This window comes from Bradyrhizobium sp. LA6.1 (genome assembly GCF_040547805.1).
GTDB classification, from domain to species: domain Bacteria; phylum Pseudomonadota; class Alphaproteobacteria; order Rhizobiales; family Xanthobacteraceae; genus Bradyrhizobium; species Bradyrhizobium barranii.
In genome coordinates, this window is record NZ_JBEPQK010000012.1 from 167,401 (window position 1) to 189,806 (window position 22,406).

22 protein-coding genes are annotated in these 22,406 nt (G+C 65.1%); 18 read left to right on the top strand and 4 right to left on the bottom strand.

Features of this window, described 5'->3' with window-relative positions:
- Nucleotides 1-139: 139 nt before the first annotated feature.
- The 7 genes from ABIB99_RS27215 (at nucleotide 140) to ABIB99_RS27245 (ending at nucleotide 6,059) form a co-directional block, all read left to right on the top strand.
- Nucleotides 140-934: a thymidylate synthase gene (locus tag ABIB99_RS27215; protein WP_063981617.1), complete on the top strand. Its 795-nt coding sequence runs from the start codon at nucleotides 140-142 to the stop codon at nucleotides 932-934.
- A gap of 5 nt (nucleotides 935-939) precedes the next feature.
- Entirely contained in the window at nucleotides 940-1,425 is a 486-nt protein-coding gene (locus tag ABIB99_RS27220) for a GNAT family N-acetyltransferase (protein ID WP_063981618.1), read from the top strand.
- Complete coding sequence (locus tag ABIB99_RS27225; protein WP_166101654.1) at nucleotides 1,425-1,934, top strand: dihydrofolate reductase; 510 nt, start codon at nucleotides 1,425-1,427, stop codon at nucleotides 1,932-1,934. The genes ABIB99_RS27220 and ABIB99_RS27225 overlap by 1 nt, the downstream gene beginning before the upstream one ends.
- A gap of 154 nt (nucleotides 1,935-2,088) precedes the next feature.
- A complete protein-coding gene (hflK, locus tag ABIB99_RS27230; protein ID WP_063981619.1) occupies nucleotides 2,089-3,225 on the top strand; it encodes an FtsH protease activity modulator HflK in 1,137 nt (378 codons plus the stop codon).
- Entirely contained in the window at nucleotides 3,222-4,118 is an 897-nt protein-coding gene (hflC, locus tag ABIB99_RS27235) for a protease modulator HflC (protein ID WP_063981620.1), read from the top strand. The genes hflK and hflC overlap by 4 nt, the downstream gene beginning before the upstream one ends.
- Nucleotides 4,119-4,189: 71 nt before the next feature.
- Nucleotides 4,190-4,396 (top strand): DUF2065 domain-containing protein, encoded by a 207-nt coding sequence (locus ABIB99_RS27240; RefSeq protein ID WP_025038031.1) that lies wholly within the window; start codon nucleotides 4,190-4,192, stop codon nucleotides 4,394-4,396.
- 157 nt (nucleotides 4,397-4,553) lie between these two features.
- Nucleotides 4,554-6,059, top strand: coding sequence for a Do family serine endopeptidase (locus ABIB99_RS27245; protein ID WP_283017495.1), 1,506 nt, complete (start codon nucleotides 4,554-4,556; stop codon nucleotides 6,057-6,059).
- A gap of 146 nt (nucleotides 6,060-6,205) precedes the next feature.
- Here the strand turns inward: ABIB99_RS27245 and serB are convergent, their stop codons facing one another.
- The gene (serB, locus tag ABIB99_RS27250) at nucleotides 6,206-7,111 is read right to left on the bottom strand and encodes a phosphoserine phosphatase SerB (protein ID WP_063981622.1); all 906 of its coding nucleotides are present in this window, start codon (nucleotides 7,109-7,111) and stop codon (nucleotides 6,206-6,208) included.
- A gap of 11 nt (nucleotides 7,112-7,122) precedes the next feature.
- On the opposite strand from serB, the gene miaA reads away from it, so the two are divergent.
- From miaA to ABIB99_RS27295, 9 genes are all read left to right on the top strand, one after another.
- Nucleotides 7,123-8,079, top strand: a complete 957-nt coding sequence (miaA, locus tag ABIB99_RS27255; RefSeq protein WP_063981623.1) for a tRNA (adenosine(37)-N6)-dimethylallyltransferase MiaA — start codon at nucleotides 7,123-7,125, stop codon at nucleotides 8,077-8,079.
- A 329-nt stretch (nucleotides 8,080-8,408) separates the two neighbouring features.
- Nucleotides 8,409-10,184, top strand: a complete 1,776-nt coding sequence (locus tag ABIB99_RS27260) for an acetolactate synthase 3 large subunit (protein WP_063981624.1) — start codon at nucleotides 8,409-8,411, stop codon at nucleotides 10,182-10,184.
- 4 nt (nucleotides 10,185-10,188) lie between these two features.
- Nucleotides 10,189-11,160 (top strand): threonine dehydratase, encoded by a 972-nt coding sequence (locus ABIB99_RS27265; RefSeq protein WP_063981625.1) that lies wholly within the window; start codon nucleotides 10,189-10,191, stop codon nucleotides 11,158-11,160.
- A 23-nt stretch (nucleotides 11,161-11,183) separates the two neighbouring features.
- Nucleotides 11,184-11,726: an acetolactate synthase small subunit gene (gene ilvN, locus ABIB99_RS27270; RefSeq protein WP_014493064.1), complete on the top strand. Its 543-nt coding sequence runs from the start codon at nucleotides 11,184-11,186 to the stop codon at nucleotides 11,724-11,726.
- 3 nt (nucleotides 11,727-11,729) lie between these two features.
- Nucleotides 11,730-12,425 carry a class I SAM-dependent methyltransferase gene (locus ABIB99_RS27275; protein WP_354178307.1) on the top strand — a complete coding sequence of 232 codons (696 nt, stop codon included), beginning with the start codon at nucleotides 11,730-11,732 and terminating at the stop codon, nucleotides 12,423-12,425.
- A 49-nt stretch (nucleotides 12,426-12,474) separates the two neighbouring features.
- The gene (locus ABIB99_RS27280; RefSeq protein WP_063981627.1) at nucleotides 12,475-13,350 is read left to right on the top strand and encodes an EamA family transporter; all 876 of its coding nucleotides are present in this window, start codon (nucleotides 12,475-12,477) and stop codon (nucleotides 13,348-13,350) included.
- Between the two features lie 7 nt (nucleotides 13,351-13,357).
- Nucleotides 13,358-13,960: a LysE family translocator gene (locus ABIB99_RS27285; RefSeq protein WP_063986153.1), complete on the top strand. Its 603-nt coding sequence runs from the start codon at nucleotides 13,358-13,360 to the stop codon at nucleotides 13,958-13,960.
- A gap of 132 nt (nucleotides 13,961-14,092) precedes the next feature.
- Nucleotides 14,093-15,112, top strand: coding sequence for a ketol-acid reductoisomerase (ilvC, locus tag ABIB99_RS27290; protein ID WP_063981628.1), 1,020 nt, complete (start codon nucleotides 14,093-14,095; stop codon nucleotides 15,110-15,112).
- A 472-nt stretch (nucleotides 15,113-15,584) separates the two neighbouring features.
- Entirely contained in the window at nucleotides 15,585-16,436 is an 852-nt protein-coding gene (locus ABIB99_RS27295; RefSeq protein ID WP_063981629.1) for an SDR family oxidoreductase, read from the top strand.
- Between the two features lie 7 nt (nucleotides 16,437-16,443).
- Here ABIB99_RS27295 and ABIB99_RS27300 read toward each other — a convergent pair whose 3' ends face one another.
- Nucleotides 16,444-17,064: a hypothetical protein gene (locus ABIB99_RS27300; protein ID WP_063981630.1), complete on the bottom strand. Its 621-nt coding sequence runs from the start codon at nucleotides 17,062-17,064 to the stop codon at nucleotides 16,444-16,446.
- A 106-nt stretch (nucleotides 17,065-17,170) separates the two neighbouring features.
- On the opposite strand from ABIB99_RS27300, the gene ABIB99_RS27305 reads away from it, so the two are divergent.
- Together ABIB99_RS27305 and ABIB99_RS27310 are read left to right on the top strand one after the other, a co-directional pair.
- Entirely contained in the window at nucleotides 17,171-17,836 is a 666-nt protein-coding gene (locus ABIB99_RS27305; protein WP_063981631.1) for a TetR/AcrR family transcriptional regulator, read from the top strand.
- A 303-nt stretch (nucleotides 17,837-18,139) separates the two neighbouring features.
- On the top strand, nucleotides 18,140-19,855 hold the full coding sequence (locus tag ABIB99_RS27310) for a sulfatase-like hydrolase/transferase (RefSeq protein ID WP_063981632.1): 1,716 nt from the start codon (nucleotides 18,140-18,142) through the stop codon (nucleotides 19,853-19,855).
- Between the two features lie 5 nt (nucleotides 19,856-19,860).
- Here the strand turns inward: ABIB99_RS27310 and ABIB99_RS27315 are convergent, their stop codons facing one another.
- Together ABIB99_RS27315 and ABIB99_RS27320 are read right to left on the bottom strand one after the other, a co-directional pair.
- On the bottom strand, nucleotides 19,861-21,420 hold the full coding sequence (locus tag ABIB99_RS27315) for a glycine betaine ABC transporter substrate-binding protein (protein ID WP_354178312.1): 1,560 nt from the start codon (nucleotides 21,418-21,420) through the stop codon (nucleotides 19,861-19,863).
- A complete protein-coding gene (locus ABIB99_RS27320; protein WP_063981634.1) occupies nucleotides 21,417-22,199 on the bottom strand; it encodes an ATP-binding cassette domain-containing protein in 783 nt (260 codons plus the stop codon). Before ABIB99_RS27320 ends, ABIB99_RS27315 begins: the two co-directional genes overlap by 4 nt.
- Nucleotides 22,200-22,406 lie beyond the last annotated feature (207 nt).

The window sequence follows — 22,406 nt, forward strand, 5'->3', positions numbered from 1 at the left end:
GGACGCAAGTTCCGCCTCTTGTTGTTTGCACCGGGAACAGTCACTTTTCGGGGTATAATGGGCTTAAACAGCGAATCGCTGCTGTCGTAGCGCGGGGCGCGCCGTTAAGTTCGCCGCCTCCCCAAAGGCTCAATGGCACATGCACCAGTATCAGGACCTGCTCGAGCGGATTCTTTCAGACGGCGCCGAGAAGACCGACCGGACCGGCACCGGCACGCTGTCGGTGTTCGGCCATCAGATGCGCTTCAACCTGTCTGCCGGCTTCCCGATGCTGACCACCAAGCGGCTGCCGCTGAAGGCGATCGTGCATGAGCTGTTGTGGTTCCTGAAGGGCGACACCAACATCAAATATCTGCGCGACAACGGCGTCACCATCTGGGACGAGTGGGCCGATGCCAATGGCGATCTCGGGCCGGTCTACGGCCGTCAATGGCGTTCCTGGCCCACGGCCGACGGGCGCAGCATCGACCAGATCGCCAATGTCATCGACATGATCAAGCGCACCCCGGACTCGCGCCGGCTGATCGTCACCGCCTGGAATCCCGCCGACGTCGAGAAGATGGCGCTGCCGCCCTGCCACCTGCTGTTCCAGTTCTATGTCGCCAACGGCAAATTGTCGTGCCAGCTCTATCAGCGCTCGGCCGACGTCTTCCTCGGCGTGCCCTTCAACATCGCTTCCTACGCGCTGCTCACCATGATGGTGGCGCAGGTCACGGGATTGAAGCCCGGCGACTTCGTCCACTCGCTCGGCGACACCCATCTCTATTCCAATCACCTGGAGCAGGCGCGGCTCCAGCTCACGCGCGCGCCGCGGACGCTGCCGGTGATGCGGATCAATCCCGATGTGAAGGACATCTTCTCCTTCCGCTACGAGGATTTCGAGCTCGTCGGCTACGACCCGCATCCGCACATCAAGGCGGAAGTCGCGGTCTAACGCAGATGTCGTTGACCATCCGCCGCGTGCGCGCCGGTGAAGCCGGGCTGGTTCTTGCTCTCATCCGCGAGCTTGCCGAATACGAAAAGCTTTCGCACGAAGTCGAGGCGACCGAGGCGATGATTGCGGAAGCGCTGTTCGGCGAGCGTCCGCAGCTCTATTGCGCCATTGCCGAGTGGAACGGCGAGCCCGTCGGCTTTGCGGTCTGGTTCGTCAATTTCTCTACTTTCAGCGGCCGTCACGGCATCTATCTCGAAGATCTCTATGTGCGGCCGTCGCATCGGGGCAAGGGCCTCGGCAAGGCGCTGCTGGTCTATCTCGCCAGGGAGTGCGTCGACAACGGCTGGTCGCGGCTGCAATGGGCGGTGCTCGACTGGAACGCGCCGTCGATCGCGTTCTACAAATCGCTCGGCGCCGTCATGATGGACGACTGGACGCTGTGCCGCGTCACCGGCCCCGCGCTGACACGACTTGCAGGGAGCGCGTCCTGATGGAGATCATCTTCGTCGTAGCGATCGCGGAGAACGGCGTCATCGGCGCCGGCAACGGGTTCCCGTGGCGATTGAAATCCGACATGGCGCGCTTCAAGGCGCTCACGATCGGCAAGCCCGTGATCATGGGCCGCAAGACCTTCGAAACCCTGCGCCGGCCGCTTCCTGGCCGTACCAACATCGTCATCACGCGCGATGCGGATTATCGCGCCAATGGCGCCATCGTCACGACATCGGCTGCCGATGCGGGCGCGGTTGCGCTTGGCGATGCCCTGCGGCGTTCGGTCGCCGAGATCGCGGTGATCGGTGGCGCCGAGATCTACCGGCAATGGCTCGATCGCGCCGATCGCCTCGAAATCACCGAAGTGCATGCGCGCCCCGAAGGCGACACGCATTTCGACATCGACAAGGCAGAGTGGGATGAGGTTGAGCGCATCCGGCATCCTGCCGGACCCGACGACAGCGCCGACTACTCCTATGTGACATATCGTCGGCGGGCGGGCAATTAACCGCATTCGTCAATGTTTACATTGACTTTTTCGTGCCCGAGCATAGCTCGAGGGACAGCCCGGGCCGCGTTGTAAGGGACTTGCCTGTCCCCTATAAAGCCGGACCGGACAAAGCGGGCGGGGGCGATTTTCACCCTGCCGAGGAGAGCGTCGAATGCCGTGGAAGAATCAGGGCGGTGGCCCATGGGGCTCGGGTCCGAAGGGACCATGGGGCAACGGCCCGCAACCGGTCGGGCCAAGGCCGCCGGATCTGGAAGACCTTCTGCGGCGCGGCCAGGACCGCCTCCAGCAGATCATGCCGGGCGGCTATTTCTCCGGCATCGGCATCACGCTGATCGTCCTGCTCATCATCGCGTTCTGGCTGCTGTCGGGCTTCTTCCGGGTGCAATCCGAAGAGCTCGGCGTCGTGCTGCGCTTCGGCAAGCATGTCCGCACCGTGCAGCCGGGTCTGAACTATCATCTGCCCTATCCGATCGAAACCGTGCTGCTGCCGAAGGCGTTGCGCGTCAACACGATCTCCATAGGCATGACGCTGATCGACGATCCGGCGCGGCGCGGCCGCTCCATTCGTGACGTGCCGGAAGAGAGCCTGATGCTGACCGGCGACGAGAATATCGTCGACGTCGACTTCACCGTGCTCTGGCGCATCAAGCCGGACGGCGTCGGCGACTTCCTCTTCAACATCCAGAATCCCGAAGGCACCGTGAAGGCGGTCTCCGAGAGCGCGATGCGCGAGGTGATCGGCCGCTCGCAGATCCAGCCGATCCTGACCGGTGCGCGCAACGTCACCGAACAGGGCGTGCAGGAGCTGATCCAGAGGACTTTGGACAGCTACGGCGCCGGTATTCTCATCAGCCAGGTGCAGATGCAGAAGGTCGACCCGCCGGCGCAGGTGATCGACGCGTTCCGCGACGTCCAGGCGGCGCGCGCCAATCTCGAGCAGTTGCAGAACGAGGCGCAGACCTACGCCAACCAGGTCGTGCCGCAGGCACGCGGACGTGCGGCGCAGATCACGCAGGCCGCCGAAGGCTACAGGGAGCAGACGGTCGCCGAGGCCAAGGGCCAGAGCTCGCGCTTCCTGAAGGTTTACGAGGAATACAAGAAGGCGCCCGACGTGACGCGTGAACGGATCTATCTGGAGACGATGGAGCGCGTGCTCGGCGGCGCCGACAAGCTCGTCTATGACGGCGGCCCCTCGGGCCAGGGCGTCGTGCCCTATCTGCCGCTCAGTGAGTTGACAACCAAGCGGCCGCCTACCACCGGTCAGCAGTCGAGCGGAGGCAACCGATGAGGTCTCCGGTCACAGGTATCGTCACGCTGCTCGCCCTCCTGCTCGTCGTGATCGTCGGCTACATGTCGCTGTTCACGGTGCAACAGACCGAGCAGACCATCGTGCTGCAGTTCGGCCGTCCCGTCGACGTCGTCACCGCGCCCGGCCTGCACTTCAAGGCGCCGTGGAATTCGGTGATCAACATCGACAAGCGGATCCTCGATCTGGAGAACCCGTCGCAGGAAGCGATCGCGTCCGACCAGAAGCGGCTCGTGGTCGACGCCTTCGCGCGTTACCGCATCAAGGACGCGCTGCGCTTCTACCAGAGCGTCGGCTCGATCCAGGCTGCCAACATCCAGCTCACCACGCTCCTGAACGCGGCGCTGCGCCGCGTGCTCGGCGAGGTCACCTTCATCAACGTGGTGCGCGACGACCGCGAGAAGCTGATGCAGCGCATCCGCGACCAGCTCGATCGCGAGGCCGACGGCTACGGTATCCAGGTCGTCGACGTCCGGATCCGCCGCGCCGACCTGCCGGAGCAGAACAGCCAGGCGGTCTACCAGCGCATGAAGACCGAGCGCGAGCGCGAAGCCGCCGAGTTCCGTGCGCAGGGCGGCCAGAAGGCACAGGAGATCCGCTCCAAGGCCGACCGCGAGGCGACCGTGATCGAGGCGGAAGCCAAATCGCAGGCCGAGCAGATCCGCGGCGTCGGCGACGCCGAGCGCAACCGCCTGTTCGCGGAAGCCTACGGCAAGGACGCCGACTTCTTCGCCTTCTACCGGTCGATGACAGCCTATGAGAACGGGCTGCGCGCGAACGACACCCGCTTCCTGCTGCGGCCGGACTCGGATTTCTTCCGGTTCTTTGGTAACCCGTCCGGCAAGACGGCGACCGAGACGCCGGCGAAGCCGTGAGCCAGACAGAGGGCGGCAGTTCTGCCGCCCTTCGTCCAGACAAGAACAGCACTACGGGAGGTTCCATTCCGATGAGGTCCATTGCGTTCGCCGACTTCCTCATCGGCTTAGGCATCCTGTTCGTGCTGGAAGGCTTGATGTTCGCGGCAAGTCCGAACTGGATGCGCAAGGCCATGAAAAGCGCCATCGCCACGCCGGACAATATCCTGCGGGCGGTTGGGATCGGTTCGGCCGTGGCCGGCCTGGTCTTGATCTGGGTTATGCGCCGTCCGATTTAGGCGTCACGCCAACGCCAAAGTGAAGGCGAGAGACTGGTTTTCGCCGTATTATCCGGGTCTTGAGGCCCGTTAAGCTCCGCGCTTGCGCCGTCCCCCCGTTCGAGCGCAGTCTTGGAGGCGAATCCTTGGCGCCTGATCCTTTTCTCTGGAGATACCAATGACCGCTGCCACCATTGCCCCGACCCGCTTGCGCTTAGGGCTGGCCGCGCTCGCCGTCAGTGCATTCAGCGCGTTCGGCACGCCGGCCCTTGCGCGTGGCCCGGACGGGATCGCCGACGTCGCCGAGAAGGTGATCGACGCGGTCGTCAACATCTCGACCTCGCAGACCGTCGAAGCCAAGGGCGGCGGCGGCGGCAGCAACACCATGCCGCAACTGCCGCCCGGCTCGCCCTTCGAGGAGTTCTTCGACGACTTCTTCAAGAACCGCCGCGGCCCCGGCGGCGGCAGCAAGGGCGGCGAGCGCGGTGACAACCCGCCCCGCAAGACCAACTCGCTCGGCTCCGGCTTCATCATCGACACCGCTGGCGTCGTCGTCACCAACAACCACGTCATCGCGGACGCCGACGAGATCAACGTCATCCTCAACGACGGCACCAAGATCAAGGCCGACCTGGTTGGCGTCGACAAGAAGACCGACCTCGCCGTGCTGAAGATCAAGCCGCCGAAGCCGCTGGTGGCAGTAAAGTTCGGCGACTCCGACAAGCTGCGCCTCGGCGACTGGGTGATTGCGATCGGCAATCCGTTCAGCCTCGGCGGCACGGTGACGGCCGGTATCGTCTCGGCCAAGAACCGCGACATCTCCTCGGGGCCGTATGACAGCTATATCCAGACCGACGCCTCCATCAACCGCGGCAATTCCGGCGGTCCGCTGTTCAACCTCGATGGCGACGTCATCGGCGTCAACACGCTGATCATCTCGCCCTCCGGCGGTTCGATCGGCATCGGCTTTGCGGTGCCATCGAAGACGGTTGTCGCCGTGGTCGACCAGCTCCGCCAGTTCGGCGAACTGCGCCGCGGCTGGCTCGGCGTGCGCATCCAGAGCGTCACCGACGAGATCGCCGAGAGCCTCAACATCAAGCCCGCGCGCGGCGCGCTGGTCGCCGGCGTCGATGACAAGGGCCCGGCCAAGCCCGCCGGCATCGAGCCCGGCGACGTCGTCGTCAAGTTCGACGGCAAGGACGTCAAGGATCCCAAGGATCTCTCCCGCGTCGTCGCCGACACGGCGGTCGGCAAGGAAGTCGATGTCGTCGTCATCCGCAAGGGCCAGGAGGAGACCAAGAAGGTCACGCTCGGCCGTCTCCAGGATCCCGACAAGGTGCAGGCCGCGGTCAAGACCGACGAGCCGGCGCCCGAGAAGCCGGTGACGCAGAAGGCGCTCGGTCTCGATCTTGCCGCGCTCAGCAAGGATTTGCGCACGCGCTACAAGATCAAGGACAGCGTCAAGGGCGTGGTCGTCACCAATGTCGACGCCAATTCGGACGCTGCCGAGAAGCGCCTCTCCGCCGGCGACGTCATCGTCGAGGTTGCGCAGGAGGCCGTCTCCAGCGGCGCCGACATCCAGAAGCGGGTCGACCAGCTCAAGAAGGACGGCAAGAAGTCCGTGCTGCTGCTCGTCTCCAACGCCGACGGCGAATTGCGGTTTGTGGCGCTGAGCGTGCAGTAGTCGCGGTTCAATCCAGTAGGGTGGGCAAAGCGAAGCGTGCCCACCATCTTTCCACCATTGCGACAAGAGTGGTGGGCACGGCGCAAGTGCGCCTTTGCCCACCCTACGGCCGCTGGGCGTGCCGCAAGTGCTGACGACGGGAGAGGCTAAGCCTCCACGAACTCGTCCCGCCGATACCCCTGAGCATAGAGCAGCGCGGTGAGATCGCCATGGTCGATCCGCGCGGCAGCCGCAGCCGCGACCGCTGGCTTGGCGTGATACGCCACGCCCAGTCCCGCCGCCTGGATCATCGCGAGATCGTTGGCGCCATCGCCGACCACGACCGAGTCGATGTCGTCGAGATCGAACGACTCCATCAGGTCCACCAGCGTCGCGAGTTTTGCCGCGCGGCCCAAAATCGGCTCCTTGACCTCGCCGGTGAACTTGCCGTCGCGGACGACGAGCTCGTTGGCGCGGTTCTCCTGGAAGCCGATTTTTGCGGCGACCGCGCGCGTGAACAGCGTGAAGCCGCCGGAGACGAGACAGGCATAGGCGCCGTGGGCGCGCATGGTCGCGACCAGTTCGCGGCCGCCCGGCGTCAACGTGATGCGCTTGGCCAGCACCTCGTCGACCACGCTGGCGGGAAGGTCCTTCAGCAGCGCGACGCGCTCGCGCAGCGCCGGCTCGAACTCGATCTCGCCGCGCATCGCGCGTTCCGTGATGGCCGCCACGTGGGCCTTCATCCCGACGAGATCGGCGAGCTCGTCGATGCATTCCTGGCCGATCATGGTGGAATCCATGTCGGCGAGAAAAAGCTTCTTGCGCCGGAAGCCGACTGGCTGCACCACGATGTCGATGGGAAGGTCGCCGCGAAGCTCGCGCAACCGCTGTTCGATGGCGTGACGGTCGCCTTGGAGGTTATCCTGCGCGCCGAAGGGAATGTCGACCGCAACCCCGTCGAACAGCCAGTGCGCAGGTTGCGCCTGGGGCAGCACGGCGCGGGCGCCGTCGACGATGGTGCTGTCGAGCGCGGGATTGTCGGGATTGCAGATCAGCGTGGCGACGAGGGACATTTGAGGTTTTCGTGAGCGAGGGACAAGTCAGCAGAAGACATGTTGGCAAGGCCGTGCTTATCGCAGGCCCGACCGCCAGCGGCAAGTCGGCGCTGGCGCTCGAGCTTGCCCTGAGTACGGGCGGAATCGTCATCAATGCCGATTCCATGCAGGTCTATCGTGACCTCCGCATCATCACCGCGCGCCCCACACATGGCGAGGAAGGACGCGCGCCGCACCGTCTCTACGGCCACGTCGATGCGGCCGTGAATTTCTCGGCCGGCGCATGGGTGGTCGACGCGACGAAGGCGCTGGAAGAGGCGAAAGCCGCAGGCCGCCTGCCGATCTTCATCGGCGGCACGGGCCTTTATTTCAAGGCGCTAACGGCGGGCCTCTCGGTGGTGCCGCCGATCCCCGCCGAAGTCCGCGACGACGTGCGCGCGCGGCTGGAGCGGAACGGCGTCGAGGCGCTGCATGCGGAACTTGCACGCCGTGATCCGCGCGCCGCGGAACGATTGAACCTGCGCGACCGCACCCGGATCGCGCGCGCGCTCGAAGTGGTCGAAGCAACGGGCCGTTCGCTGCTCGACTGGCACCATGAAGGCCAGCCGCCGCTGCTGCCCAAGGACAGTTTTCGCGCGGTGTTTCTCGCCCCCGAGCGCGACGAGCTCTATGCCCGCATCGATGCCCGTTTCGATGCCATGCTCGGTGCCGGCGCGTTGAGGGAGGTGGAGTGGCTCGCCGCCAGACATCTCGATCCGCTGCTGCCGGCGATGAAAGCCCATGGCGTGCCGGCGCTGATCCGGCATCTGCGCGGTGAGATCGGCCTGGACGATGCCGCCACGATCGGTCGTGCCGACACCCGCCACTACGCCAAGCGGCAATTCACCTGGTTCCGGCATCAACTGCCCGAGTTCGAATGGGTGAAGCCGGAGGAGGCGAGGGGGTGGCTTGCCGCCATCGTGAATGCGGCCCGAGACCCCGGCTGACGCGCTTTTGTACCCGGGTTCCCGAATTTACCTCTCGCCGAACCCTGGGAACACCGCTACATTGCCAAAATCGCGCGGGAACGGTCGCATTGCCTTGACATCCGGGCTTTGACCGTTATGTTTCGCGCAACCTTTGGGAAGCCGGGCACCTGCCATGCGTAACATTATTACCAAACTCCTTATCGCCGTCGTACCCAGGCACACCGCCGGGGGTGGCTAGCTGCCATCCACAAGACAGGCGGTGTGCATGGGCCCTCTTCGGGGCCTTTTTTATTTCCCGAACCCGACACGAACGAAGCCGCTGACAACAGCGCATCCGGAGCAAGACAATGAGCGACAAGAGCCACGATCCGAACCAGATGACCGGCGCCGCGATGATCGTCCGTGCGCTCATCGATCATGGCGTGACCGACATTTTCGGCTATCCCGGCGGCGCCGTGCTTCCGATCTATGACGAGATCTTCCAGCAGAGCGAGGTCCAGCACATCCTGGTCCGCCACGAGCAGGGCGCGGGCCACGCCGCCGAGGGCTATGCGCGCTCGACCGGCAAGCCGGGCGTTGCGCTGGTGACCTCCGGACCCGGTGCCACCAACATGGTGACCCCGCTGACCGACGCGCTGATGGACTCGATCCCGCTGGTCTGCATCTCCGGCCAGGTGCCGACGCATCTGATCGGCAACGACGCGTTCCAGGAGTGCGACACCGTCGGCATCACGCGGCCCTGCACCAAGCACAATTGGCTGGTGCGCGACGTCAACGATCTCGCCAAGGTGCTGCACGAGGCCTTCTATGTCGCGACCTCCGGCCGTCCCGGCCCGGTGCTCGTCGACGTGCCCAAGGACGTGCAGTTCGCGACCGGCACCTATCATCCGCCGCGCAAGTCGGACGTGCACCGCTCCTACGCGCCGCGCGTGAAGGGCGACGCGACGCAGATCCGCAAGGCCGTGTCGCTGCTCGCCAACGCCAAGCGCCCTGTGATCTACAGCGGTGGCGGCGTGATCAATTCCGGCCCCGAGGCGACCAAGCTCCTGCGCGAACTGGTCGAGGTCACCGGCTTCCCGATCACCTCCACGCTGATGGGCCTGGGTGCCTATCCGGCGTCGGGCAAGAACTGGCTCGGCATGCTCGGCATGCACGGCACCTATGAAGCCAACATGACCATGCATGATTGCGACGTCATGCTGTGCGTCGGCGCGCGCTTCGACGACCGCATCACCGGCCGCGTCGACGCGTTCTCGCCCGGCTCGAAGAAGATCCACATCGACATCGATCCGTCCTCGATCAACAAGAACATCCGTGTCGACGTGCCGATCATCGGCGACTGCGGCAACATCCTCGGCGATATCCTCCAGGTGTTCAAGGCGGAAGCGAAGAAGCCCGACATCAAGGCCTGGTGGCAGCAGATCGCGCAGTGGCGCGCCCGCAACTCGCTCTATTACAAGAAGAGCAACGACGTGATCCTGCCGCAACACGCGATCCAGAGCCTGTTCGAGGCGACGCGCGGCAAGGACACTTACATCACGACGGAAGTCGGCCAGCACCAGATGTGGGCGGCGCAGTTCTTCGGCTTCGAGGAGCCGCATCGCTGGATGACGTCGGGCGGTCTCGGCACCATGGGCTACGGCCTGCCGGCCGCGGTCGGCGTGCAGGTTGCCCATCCCGACAGCCTCGTCATCGACATCGCGGGCGACGCCTCGGTGCAGATGACGATGCAGGAGATGTCGACGGCGGTTCAGTACGAATTGCCGATCAAGATCTTCATCCTGAACAACCAGTACATGGGCATGGTGCGGCAATGGCAGCAGCTGCTGCACGGCAACCGGTTGTCGCATTCCTATTCGGAGGCGTTGCCGGATTTCGTCAAGCTCGCGGAAGCCTATGGCGGCGTCGGCATCCAGGTGCACAAGCCCTCTGATCTCGACGGCGCCATCCAGGAGATGATCTCGGTCAAGCGTCCGGTGCTGTTCGACTGCCGCGTCGCGGCACTCGAAAACTGCTTCCCGATGATCCCCTCCGGCAAGGCGCACAACGAGATGCTGTTGCCCGAGCAGGCGAACGACGAGGCCACGGCAAAGGCGTTTGCCGGCGGCAAGGCGCTGGTGTGACGTCATGTTCGACCTGACGGAGCTCGAGCGCGCACATGCGATCGTGGGGCAGGCGGTGCCGGCGACGCCGGCACGCGGCTGGCCGTTGCTCGCCGGGCGCCTCGGGACGCAGGTCATCGTCAAGCACGAGAACCACACGCCGATCGGCGCCTTCAAGGTGCGCGGCGGTCTCGTCTATCTCGAACGGCTGAAGCGCGAGCGGCCGAACACACCCGGCATCATCTCGGCGACGCGCGGCAATCATGGCCAGAGCCTGGCCTTTGCCGCGAGCCGTCACGGCGTGCCGGCAGTGATTTACGTGCCGCGCGGCAACTCGGTCGAGAAGAACCGGGCGATGAAGGCGTTTGGCGCCGAGCTCGTCGAGCATGGCGAGGACTTTCAGGCGGCCGCCGAAGAGGCGCAGCGGCGCGCCCAGTTTACCGGCCTGCACATGGTGCCGTCGTTCCATCCGGATCTCGTGCTCGGCGTCGCCACCTATGCGCTCGAACTGTTCCGGACGGCGCCGGATCTCGATGTTCTCTATGTGCCGATCGGGCAGGGCTCTGGCATCTCCGGCTGCATCATGGCGCGTGACCTGCTCGGCCTGAAGACCGAGATCGTCGGCGTGCAGTCGACCGAAGCGCCGTCCTACGCGCTGTCGTTCGCGGCCGGCAAGGTCGTGACGACGAAGACCAGCAACACGCTGGCCGACGGCATGGCAACGCGCATTCCCGACGCAGACGCGTTCGCGCTGATCCGCAAGGGTGCCGCGCGCATCGTGCAGGTTTCCGACGACGAGGTCGCCGCCGCGATCCGCGCCTACTGGACCGACACGCACAATCTCGCCGAAGGCGCCGGCGCAGCCTCGCTCGCCGCGGCGCTTCAGGAAAAGAACAAGCTGTCAGGCAAGCGCATCGGTCTCGTGCTGTCCGGCGGCAATATCGATTTCGATCTGTTCCGCAGTTGGGTCGGGGCAGAGGCGCCAGCGATGGCGTGACGGAGAGACAAGAGGGGACGACCATGAACCAGCCGGCATCCGCCTATTTCATCGAGGACCGCCACGATCCCAACGAGACGCATACGCTCTCGGTGCTCGTCCAGAACGAGCCGGGCGTGCTCGCGCGCGTCATCGGCCTGTTCTCCGGGCGCGGCTACAACATCGAGAGTCTCACCGTCTCGGAGACCGAGAGCCAGAAGCATCTGTCGCGCATCACCATCGTCACCACGGGAACGCCGATGGTGATCGAGCAGATCAAGCACCAGCTCGACCGCATGATCCCGGTCTATCGCGTCGTCGACATGACCCTGACCAAGCGCTCGATCGAGCGCGAGCTTGCGATGGTGAAGGTGCGCGGGCAGGGCGAGCATCGTGTCGAGGCGCTGCGGCTGGCGGATGCGTTCCGCGCCCGCGTGATCGACGCCACCACCGAGAGCTTTGTGTTCGAGATCACAGGCAATACGGACAAGATCAACCAGTTTATCGACCTGATGCGCCCGCTCGGCCTTGTCGAGGTGTCGCGCACCGGCGTTGCCGCGATTGGCCGCGGGCCTGAGGGGATGTGAGCCATGCTGGCGCGCGACTGGTACTACAACGAGCGCAACGGGATGGGGATCGAGCCCGCAGTGGCCTCGATCTACGACGCCCATGACGATGCCGATCTGCGGGCGCGCGCCGCGCTGAAAATGCTCGGGGTGCAGCGCGGCTGGCGCATCGCGGATATCGGCTGTGGCAACGGCGTGCTCGCGACCGAAGCGGCGCTGATGGGTGCCGAGGTGGACGCCATCGATATCTCGCCGGCGATGCTGGCGCTCGCCGAGATCTACGCTCGCGACCGTAAGGCGCCCGTGCGCACGCAGTCCGCCGGCTTGCTCAGCTTCGCCTACCGCCCGGAATCCTACGACCTGATCGTCAGCGAGTTCACGCTGCACCATCTGCCGGATTTCTGGAAGGCGGTGGCGATGTCGCGGATCTACCGTGCATTGAAGCCGGGCGCGAGCTTCTATCTGCGCGACATCGTCTACGCCTCGATGCCCGACGCCATCGAGCGCGACGTCGAGCAATGGGCCGACTTCCATATCAAGAACCACGATTTTTCGCGCGAAAGCGTCGTCACGCACATGCGCGACGAATATTCCACCTTCGGCTGGGTGATGGAGCGGATGCTGACCGATGTCGGCTTCACGCTGGTCTCGGTCGACTACCACGCGCCCATGCACGGCACTTATCTGCTGCGGAAAGCGAAAGCCGGCGAGCAAGGCTAGAACAGAACAACAAACAGGGCTGCACGACAAAGCAGAACCGAGAACAACAATGAAGCCGGCCGATATCCTCATCGCCATTCTGGTGGCGGTCATCTGGGGGCTTGCCTTCGTGGCGAGCCGGATCGCGCTCGACGAACTTTCGCCGGAGCTGATGACGGCGATGCGCTTCACCATTGCCGCGGTGCCGTGCCTGTTCATTCCCAAGCCGAAGATCGCCTGGTCGCTGCTGATCGCGATCAGCTTCACGCTGTTCCTCGGCCAGTTCCTGAGCCAGGCCTATGGCATCGCCCACGGTGTTCCGGTGGGGTTGACCAGCGTCGTCGTGCAGAGCCAGGCGTTGTTCACCATCGGCTTTGCCGCGATCGCATTCGGCGAGCGGCCGACGCCGGTGCAGACCCTTGGCATCGTCGTCGCCGCAGTCGGACTGCTCTTGATCTGCGGTACCGTCGGTTACGATTTCAGCGTTGGTGCCTTCGCGGTGCTGATGATCGCCCCGATTTGCTTTGCCGTCGGCAATCTCCTGCTGCGCGGCGCCCGTGGCGCGCCGATGTTCGACCTGTTCGCCTGGCTCTGCCTGACCGCCGCCGTGCCGCTGTTCGCGCTGGCGCTGGTCGTCAACGGGCCGGCGCCGACCTTCCAGTCGCTGATCCATATGTCGCCGACTGGCCTCGTCTGCCTGCTGGCGATCGGCGCCATCTCGACCAGCATCGCCTATTGGCTGTGGGGCCGGCTGCTGCGTGATTATCCAGCCGCTCAAGTGGTGCCGTTCGCGCTGCTGGTGCCGTTCGTCGGCTCGGCCGCTTCCAGCCTCGTGTTTGGCGAGAAGTTCGGCCCGTTGCGGCTGGCCGGGATGCTGACGGTCATCGGGGGCATCGCGGTGATGGTGCTGGCGAGGCGCCCGCAGCCGCTGCCGAAGACCGCGTGAGGTGAGCATGTCCCAGTCGCTGCTCTATGCCTTCATCATCTTCGCCCTCGTGATGTTCTTCACGCCGGGGCCGAACAACATCATGCTGCTGTCGTCGGGACTGACTTACGGCTTCCGCCGCACCATCCCGCATATCGCCGGCATCACGATCGGCTTCGCCTTCATGGTCGGCGCCGTCGGCCTCGGGCTCGGCACGGTGTTTCTGGCCTATCCGATCCTCCAGACCATCCTGAAATATGCCGGCGCCGCCTACTTGATCTACCTCGCCGCGGTGATCGCCTTCTCGGGGCCGGCCAAGCCGGACGAGGAGGACGGCCGTGGCCCGATGACCTTCTGGGGCGCGGCGATGTTCCAGTGGATCAACGCCAAGGGCTGGGTGATCGTGATCGGCACCATCACCGCCTATGCGGCCATCGCCCAATTCCCCCTGAACATCGCGATCCAGACCCTGATCAGCCTGCTCGTCGGCACGGTCTCGACGGTGGTCTGGGCCCTGTTCGGCACTGCACTACGACCGGTACTGACCTCGGAGCGGCTGATCCGCGCCTTCAATATCGTGATGGCGCTCCTGCTGCTCGCCTCCCTCTACCCCGTTTTCATGGATGCATGATGTCGCGGATTTCCATGCAGAAACGGGTTTCCCTAGGGGCTGAAAATGCTCTAGACAGCCCCCGAAATCCGCAAATTTCACCCTTCGGACACTGACCTTTGGCCGATTCTGGCCCTGAACGAGGAAACGACTATGCGTGTTTATTACGATCGCGACGCCGACCTGAACCTGATCAAGGGCAAGAAGGTCGCCATCGTCGGCTATGGCAGCCAGGGCCACGCCCATGCGCTCAACCTCAAGGACTCCGGCGTCAAGGAAGTCGCCATTGCGCTGCGCAAGGACTCGGGCTCGGTCAAGAAGGCGGAAGCCGCCGGCTTCAAGGTGATGGAAGTCGCCGACGCCGCCAAATGGGCCGACCTCGTCATGATGCTGACCCCGGACGAGCTCCAGGGCGACATTTATCGCGAGCACCTGCACGACAACATGAAGAAGGGCGCCGCCCTCGTGTTCGCGCACGGCCTCAACGTCCACTTCAACCTGCTCGACCCGCGCGCCGACCTCGACGTGCTCATGATCGCGCCGAAGGGCCCCGGCCACACGGTGCGTTCGGAATATCAGCGCGGCGGCGGCGTGCCCTGCCTGATCGCGATCGCCAAGGACGTCTCGGGCAACGCCCATGACCTCGGCCTCTCCTACGCCTCCGCCGTCGGCGGCGGTCGTGCCGGCATCATCGAGACCACCTTCAAGGAAGAGTGCGAGACCGACCTGTTCGGCGAGCAGGTCGTGCTCTGCGGCGGCCTGGTCGAGCTGATCAAGGCCGGCTACGAGACCCTGGTCGAAGCCGGTTACGCCCCGGAGATGGCCTATTTCGAGTGCCTGCACGAAGTGAAGCTGATCGTCGACCTGATCTATGAAGGTGGCATCGCCAACATGAACTACTCGATCTCCAACACCGCGGAGTATGGCGAGTACGTCACCGGTCCTCGCATCGTCACGGCGGAGACCAAGGCCGAGATGAAGCGCGTTCTCGCCGACATCCAGGGCGGCAAGTTCGCCCGCGACTGGATGCTCGAGAACAAGGTCAACCAGACCTCGTTCAAGGCGACCCGCGCCAAGCTCGCCGCGCACCCGATCGAGGAAGTCGGCGCGAAACTTCGCGACATGATGCCCTGGATCAAGAAGGGCGCGCTGGTCGACAAGAGCAAGAACTGACGGCTGCGCCGTCATTCCGGGTTCGCGACTTCGTCGCGCCCCGGAATGACGAGCGAAACACAAGCTTCGCTCGCCAAACCAAATTTTAAACCTTCTCGACTACATCGGAGCGAGGTCGCGAACGGCGGTCTCGCTCCTTTCATCTCGCGCGAAGCATTGCGGCTTCATTCAAATTCTTCGCGAGCTGACATGCCCTCTGGGCGCGAAGAACTGACGCTTAAACCACATTCTTGGTCTCGCGTCGTTTTCATAACTTCTCCAGAAGCTCGCGATCGCCAAAAGCCCAGCGTCTTCAAGATCGAGGATTCGGATCTTCATCTGCATCTTCAGGGCGCAATCAATCTCATGGCGCGAAGCTCGCGCGCCGCTTCATCTTAAGAATCGACACCCGCGACGTCCCTTTGAGCGTTGGGTGGCATTGCGCTGACACATCCTTCTCTCCATGATCGCGGGAACTTGAGGGGAGGGGTCTATGCGATCTGTCGTCGTCACCGGCGCGTCCACCGGCATCGGCTGGGCCATTGCGAAATTTCTGATCGGGCGCGGCTACCGCGTCTTCGGCAGCGTCCGCAAGCAGGCCGACGCCGACCGGCTCAGGGGTGAGTTCGGCGCGAACTTCACGCCGCTCCTGTTCGACGTTACCGACGAGGCCGCCGTGCTCGCCGCTGCGCGCCAAGTTCGCGAAGCGCTGGCTGGCGAGACGCTGGCGGGGCTCGTCAACAATGCCGGCATTGCGGTCGCGGGGCCGGTCCTGGAATTGTCGGTCGACGATTTCCGCCGCCAGATGGACATCAACGTCATCGGCCCGGTCATCGCGACGCAAGCCTTTGGGCCGCTGCTCGGCGCGGACCCATCGCTGAAGGGGCCGAAGGGGCGGATCGTGATGATCAGCTCGGTCGCCGGCAAGAACGGCAATCCGCTGTCGGCGCCTTACTGCACCTCCAAGCATGCCATCGAAGGCCTGTCGGAGAGCCTGCGGCGCGAGCTGATGCTGTTCGGGATCGACGTCATCATCGTCGCCCCGGGCGCAGTGAAGACGCCGATCTGGAGCAAGGCCGAAGAGATCGATCTCTCCGTCTATCAGAACTCGCCCTATCTGCCGGCGCTGAACAAGGTCATGGCGTTCATGATGGACCTCGGTGCGAAGGGTCTGCCGGCCGAGCGGATCGCCGAAATCGTGTTCGAGGCGCTGACCGCCGCAAGCCCCAAGGTGCGTTACCAGATCACGCCGGACCCGCTGCGCCATCTGATCGGCGCATTGTTGCCGAAACGGACGGTCGATCGCATCATCGCCAAGCGCCTCGGGTTCCTGCCGCAGGGCTGATCGACGTTCAGCTCGCTTCGGCCGTCCGTCGGCGGGGGTGGGCGGCCATCGCGATCAGGCGCAGCGCCATCACGGCGAGCAGCGGAATGAGGAAGGCGGCATAGAGCGGCATCGCCGGCACGCGCTTGCCGAACGACACCATGAACTGGAACCAGAGGTAATAGCCGCCCACGAGGTGCAGCACGCGCCAGGCCTGCGGTCCGAGCAGCGCGGCGGTGCGGTCGAACGAGGTCGCGCTCATGGCGATGATGAACGCATAGCCGATGCCGCCGAAGATGTAGGAGGCGGCCGAGGTGGCCTCCACAAAGCCGGCCGGGTCCATTTTGGCGAAGGCAACGATCGCAACTGCGTGGATGGCGTGGGAGGCCGCAAAGCTCAGGCCCAGATCGCGGCGGTTGCGGCGCTGCCAGCGGGTCCAGGCGTTCGGCCACAGCCGGGCGAGCGCCGCTGCACTGAAGGCAAGGCAGAATAGCAGCAGCGAGCTTCGCGCCGTGAAACGGATCACCATCCGCACGCCCTCGACCTCGAACTGCCGCATCGACGCGATCCACAGGCTGAGCGCGATCAGGCTCAGGGTGAGAACGGCGAGCAGCCGCCAGCCCTCAAACCAGTTTTGACGTTGTGACATGGCGGTCTCCTCCCTAATGTAAGCATCGATTACATTTCAGGCTGGCGAAATCGTCAACGGTGTAATCGGTGCTTACATTCACGTTCGGGTGATGCTAGGAAGCACCATGCCCGCCCGACAGCCGTCCAAGCCGCGCACCCGCCGCCAAACGCCGGAAGCCCGGCCGTATCATCACGGCGACCTCCGCCGCGTGCTGATCGATGCTGCGTTGCAACTGGCGGCGGAGGGTGCCGAAGTCTCGGTGCGCGAGGCCGCACGCCGGGCCGCGGTTTCGCCGGGGGCGCCGTTCCGGCACTTCCCCAACCGCGACGCGCTGATGGCGGCGGTGGCCGGGGAGGCGCAGCGGCGCTTTCGTGCCGAGATCGAGGTGGCGCTGGGCCAGGCGCCGGCCACCGACCCGCTCGGCCGCTTCCGCGCCTTCGGGCTCGCCTACCTGCGCTGGGCGATGCGCAATCCCGCGCATTTCGAGATCATCTCCACGGGGCGCTACTTCGCCCATGGCAGCTCCGTGGAGCTGACACGCGACAATGCCGAGCTGATCGCTCTGACCGAACGGATGCTGGCAGACGCGGCGGAGCAGGGCCTGCTGCGGTCGGCCGACCTCAAGCGCATCCAGATCGCCGGCCGCGCCCTGGTCTATGGCTTTGCCCGGATGAACCTCGACGGCCACTTTCCGCGCTGGGGGGTGGAGGAGGGCGAGACCGAGCGGATGGCGGAAGGGGTGATCGACCTCTTCATCGCGGGGATCGCGAAGTCGGGCCGCGGCTCCTGAACTGACTGACCCTCATGGCGACGAGGCGCGTAGCGCCGTCTCGAACCATGCAGGCCCACTCGGGCCTCGCCCTTCGAGACGCCTGCTTCGCAGGCTCCTCAGGGTGAGGGGATGGAGTTGGCCGTGCGGCTGTTCGCCGCCTGCTAACATTAAGCGAAGGTCGGACCGCGACACGCGTTGCTTGTCCGTGACCATTCAATTACAGTTTTATGACACGGTGCAGGCTTCCGGCTGCGCCGAACGCCGCAGGCCGGCCCGACGGCTGGGTATTCATCGCGCCGGACCAGAAGTTGCGTGCCGTCGATGGCGTCCGCGCCGAATCCAGGTCCTTCTGCCACCACCGCCGTGCTGGCGAGCGTTGCCGCGCTCGGCATCTGGCGCCTGCTTGCGGTTGCCGCGCCGCATCTTGCCGCCCTCGCGCTCATGTACGAGACCGAGACCGATTTGGGTTCGCGGCTTTCGTTCGTGCTCGCCTGGGGCATCCTCAATTTCTTCTGGATCACGCTCTTGCGGCGGCCGGCATTGTCGGGCGCGCTGTCGCTGACCATGGTCGTCGTGCTGGTGCTGCTGTCGCGTCTCAAGCACGACGTCGTGCAGATGACGGTCAACTTCATCGACCTGATGATGATCGACCGCGACACCGTGGCGTTCCTGTTCACGATCTTCCCGAACCTGCGCTGGTCGGTGATCGGGGCCGGCCTCGTCACGCTGCCGCTGATGTATGCGCTGTGGTGGCTCGATCCGTTTCGCATCCGCCGCCTGCCGGCGTTCGCGTCCACGCTCGCCTGTCTTGCCGCACTGGTCGGCTATTCGCTCTATCATCCGGACGAGGCCTGGCGCGGCTATTACGACGACGGCTATCTCTCGAAATTCTTCCGCTCCGGCGTCAGCGCGGTCTCCGATTTCGCGCAATACGGCTTCATGGAGTCGGCGACCTCGACCAGCGAACGGCTCAACATGCCGCTGGTCGATGCCTGCCACCCCGCGGGACGGCGGCCGAACATCATCATGGTCCATGATGAATCGAGCTTCGACATTCGCGCCGCCCAGGGCATCAAGGTGCCGCCGCGCTATGGCGATCATTTCAAGTCCTTTGACGGCAAGCAGCGCACGTTCCTGGCCGAGAGCAATGGCGGGCCGAGCTGGTTCACCGAATACAACGTGCTCGCTGGTCTCTCCTCGCGCTCGTTCGGCCGCTTCGCCTATTTCGTGACGCGCATCGCCTCAAACCGCGTCGAGCGCGGCCTGCCGCTGGCGCTGCGCCGCTGCGGCTATGACACGCTATCGCTCTATCCCGCCTATGGCGGCTTCATGGGCGCGCGCAGCTTTCAGGTGACGACCGGCGTCGAACGCTTCCTCGACTCGAAGGATCTCGGCGCCAAGGACGTCGAGCCGGACTCCTTCTTCTACGACAAGGCGCTCCAACTGATGGGCCAGCAGCCGCCGAACAAGCCGCTGTTCACCTTCATCTATCTCGGCGCCAATCATTTCCCCTGGGAGACGCGCTTCCGCCCCGACCTGCTGCCGAACTGGCGCGCGCCGGGCAATAATGTGGCGTCCATCGACGAATATCTGCGCCGGCAAGCGATGAGCGCCGAGCAGTACAGAGCGTTTGTCGCGGGGCTGAAGAAGAATTTTCCCGGCGAGCCCTTCCTGATCGTGCGCTACGGCGACCACCAGCCCGAGTTTGCGCCGAACCTCCTCGAGCCCGGGCTCGACGAGGGCGCGCTCGGCAAGAAGCTCGACGCCTACGATCCGCGTCTCTACGCGACCTATTACGCGATCGACGCCATCAATTTCGAGCCGGTGAAGAGCGAGGCCGTGATGGACACGGTCGACGGCCCTTATCTCCCGCTGGTGATTCAGGAAGCCGCCGGCATTCCGCTCGATCCCTCCTTCGCCGAGCAGAAGCAGATCATGCTCCGCTGCAAAGGCATCTTCTACGGCTGCAAGGACGGCGCCGAGGCGCGGCGGTTGAACCGGCTGCTGATCAATGCCGGGATCATCCGGGGGCTGTAGTCGGCCTACCGCTTGCCCACCTTCTCCCAAAGCCACTTCGCCATCGCATCCGGCGATGAATTCGCGTCGTTGCCGCTGGCGCGCAAATTGGCCTCTCGCATCGTGGCGATGTCGATCTTGCCGAGCAGCGGCTCGAGCGCGGCCTGTAGTCGCTCATCGCCGGCGCGCTTCGGCGCCAGCAGCAGGATCGCGTCGTAGGGCGGGATCGCGTGCCTGGGATCGTCCAGCACGACCAGATCGTATTTCGCGATCAGCCCGTCGCTGGTGTAGCCGGCGATCACGTCGACCTCGCCGCTGGCGACGGCCGCATACATGAAATCCGGCTGCATCTGGCGCTGGGCGCGGAACGAGAGGCCATAGGATTTTTGCAGCGCCGCCCATTCGGGGCGCGAGAAGAATTCGTAGTCGCCGGCGATGGACAGCGCCGGTGCATGTGCGGCGAGATCGGCGATGGTGCGGATGCCGAGCGCCTCGGCGCGCTTCTTCGGCATCACCAGCGCATAGGCGTTCTCGAAGCCGAGCTCGCCGAGCAGGGTGATATGGTCCTTTGCGAGCGCCGTCTTGAGCTCCGCCAACAACTCCGCGCGCGGCTTGATGTCCGTGCGGTGCAGCTGGTTGGCCCACAGCGTGCCGGAATAATCGACATAGAGATCGATGTCGCCGGCCTTGAGCGCCTCGAAGATCACGCTGGAGCCGAGACCCGACCGCGCGGTCGCGGGGAGACCGGCGGCCTGGAGGCGGTCCCTCAGCAGGGCCGACAGCACATATTGCTCGGCGAATGTCTTGGCCCCGACGACATAGCTCTGCGACGAGCGTCCCATCGTCGGCACCAGCGTTGCGAGGACCAGCGCCGCGATCCCGATGCCGCCGAGCGCGGCAGGCAGGCGGCTGCGGTGGCGCAAGCCGCTCTCGATCAGGCCGAGCAGCTGATCGACGGCGAGCGCGAGCAGGGCCGAGGCAAAGCAGCCGAACAGCACGAACACCCAGTTCTGGGTCTGAAGCCCGGCAAAAATGTAGTTGCCGAGGCTGGTCTGCCCGATCGGCGTCGACAGGGTCGCGGTGCCGATCACCCACACCGCCGCGGTGCGGATGCCGGCCATCATCACCGGCAGCGCCAGCGGCAACTCGACCATGACGAGCGACTGCCGCGCGGTCATGCCGACGCCTTTGGCGGCTTCGATCAGCGCAGGATCGATGCCGTTGAGGCCTGTGATGCCGTTGCGCAGCACCGGCAGCATCGAATAGAGCGCGAGCGCCAGCATCGCCGGCAGGAAGCCGAAAGCGGAGAAGGAGATTCCGAACCAGGCGAGTGTCAAGGACGCGGCCAGCAGCAGCAGCGGATAGAACAGCGCGAGCAGCGCCAAGCCGGGCACCGTCTGCACGATGCTTGCGAGCGCGAGCAGGATAGCGCGCGGCGCCGGGCGGTTGCGGGTCAGGATCGCCAGCGGCAGGCTGACGGCGAGGCCGAGCGCGAGCGCGGCGAGGCTGACCCGAACATGGTTGCCGAGATAGTCGGGGAGATGCGACAGCGCCTCGCCCCAGCGCGGATCGGCGAACAGGCTCATGCCGCACCGCTCGGCGGCAGTAGCGCGTTCAGCCGCTCGACCTGGCGTCGCGGCGTGCGCAGCAGCTCCAGCACATAGGCGTCGCCGCTCGTCGAGAGGTCCGCGGGCGTGCCCTGCGCCAGCAGTTGTCCGCCGCGCATCACCGCGATGCGGTCGGCGAGCAGGATCGCCTCCGTCATGTCATGGGTGATCATGACGGTGGTCAGGCCGAGCTTGCGATGCAGTTCGCGAAAATCCTCGCCGAGCGCATCGCGGGTGAGGGGATCGAGCGCGCCGAACGGCTCGTCCATCAGCACGATGCGGGGCCGTGCCGCGAGCGCCCGAGCCACCCCCACGCGCTGGCGCTGGCCGCCGGAGAGCGCCTCGGGCAGGCGATCGCGATGCGCGCGACGGTCGAGTTGCACGAGCTCGAGCAGCTCGTCGACCCGCGCGGTGATGTCCGCTGCCGGTGCGCCCAGCAGCCTTGGCGTGATTCCGATATTGTCGGCGACGCTCAGATGCGGAAACAGCCCGCCGCTCTGGAAGACGTAGCCGATCCGGCGCCGCAGCGAGACAGGATCGACGGTCTGCACATCCTCGCCCTCGACCGTGATCGTGCCGGCATCGGCCTCGATCAGCCGGTTGGCGAGCCGCAGCAGCGTGGTCTTGCCGGAGCCGGAGCCGCCGACGATGGCCAGAAATTCGCCCTCGGCGATATCGAGCGACACATCGTCGACGGCCTTGAGTGAGCCGAAGTTCTTGCTGACGTGGGAATAGCTGATGGCAGGTTTGGAAGGCATTCGACGCGGCTCACTCTTCCTTACCCTCCCCTGGAGGGGGAGGGTCGCTCGCGCGAAGCGCGGGCGGGGTGGGGTGATCTCTCAACACGGGCGGTGTTGGACGTGGAGGGACCGTCACCCCACCCCGGTCCGCATTCCGCTTCGCTTCATGCGCACCGACCCTCCCCCTCCAGGGGAGGGTGAAGGAGGCGACGGACCCCATGCGTA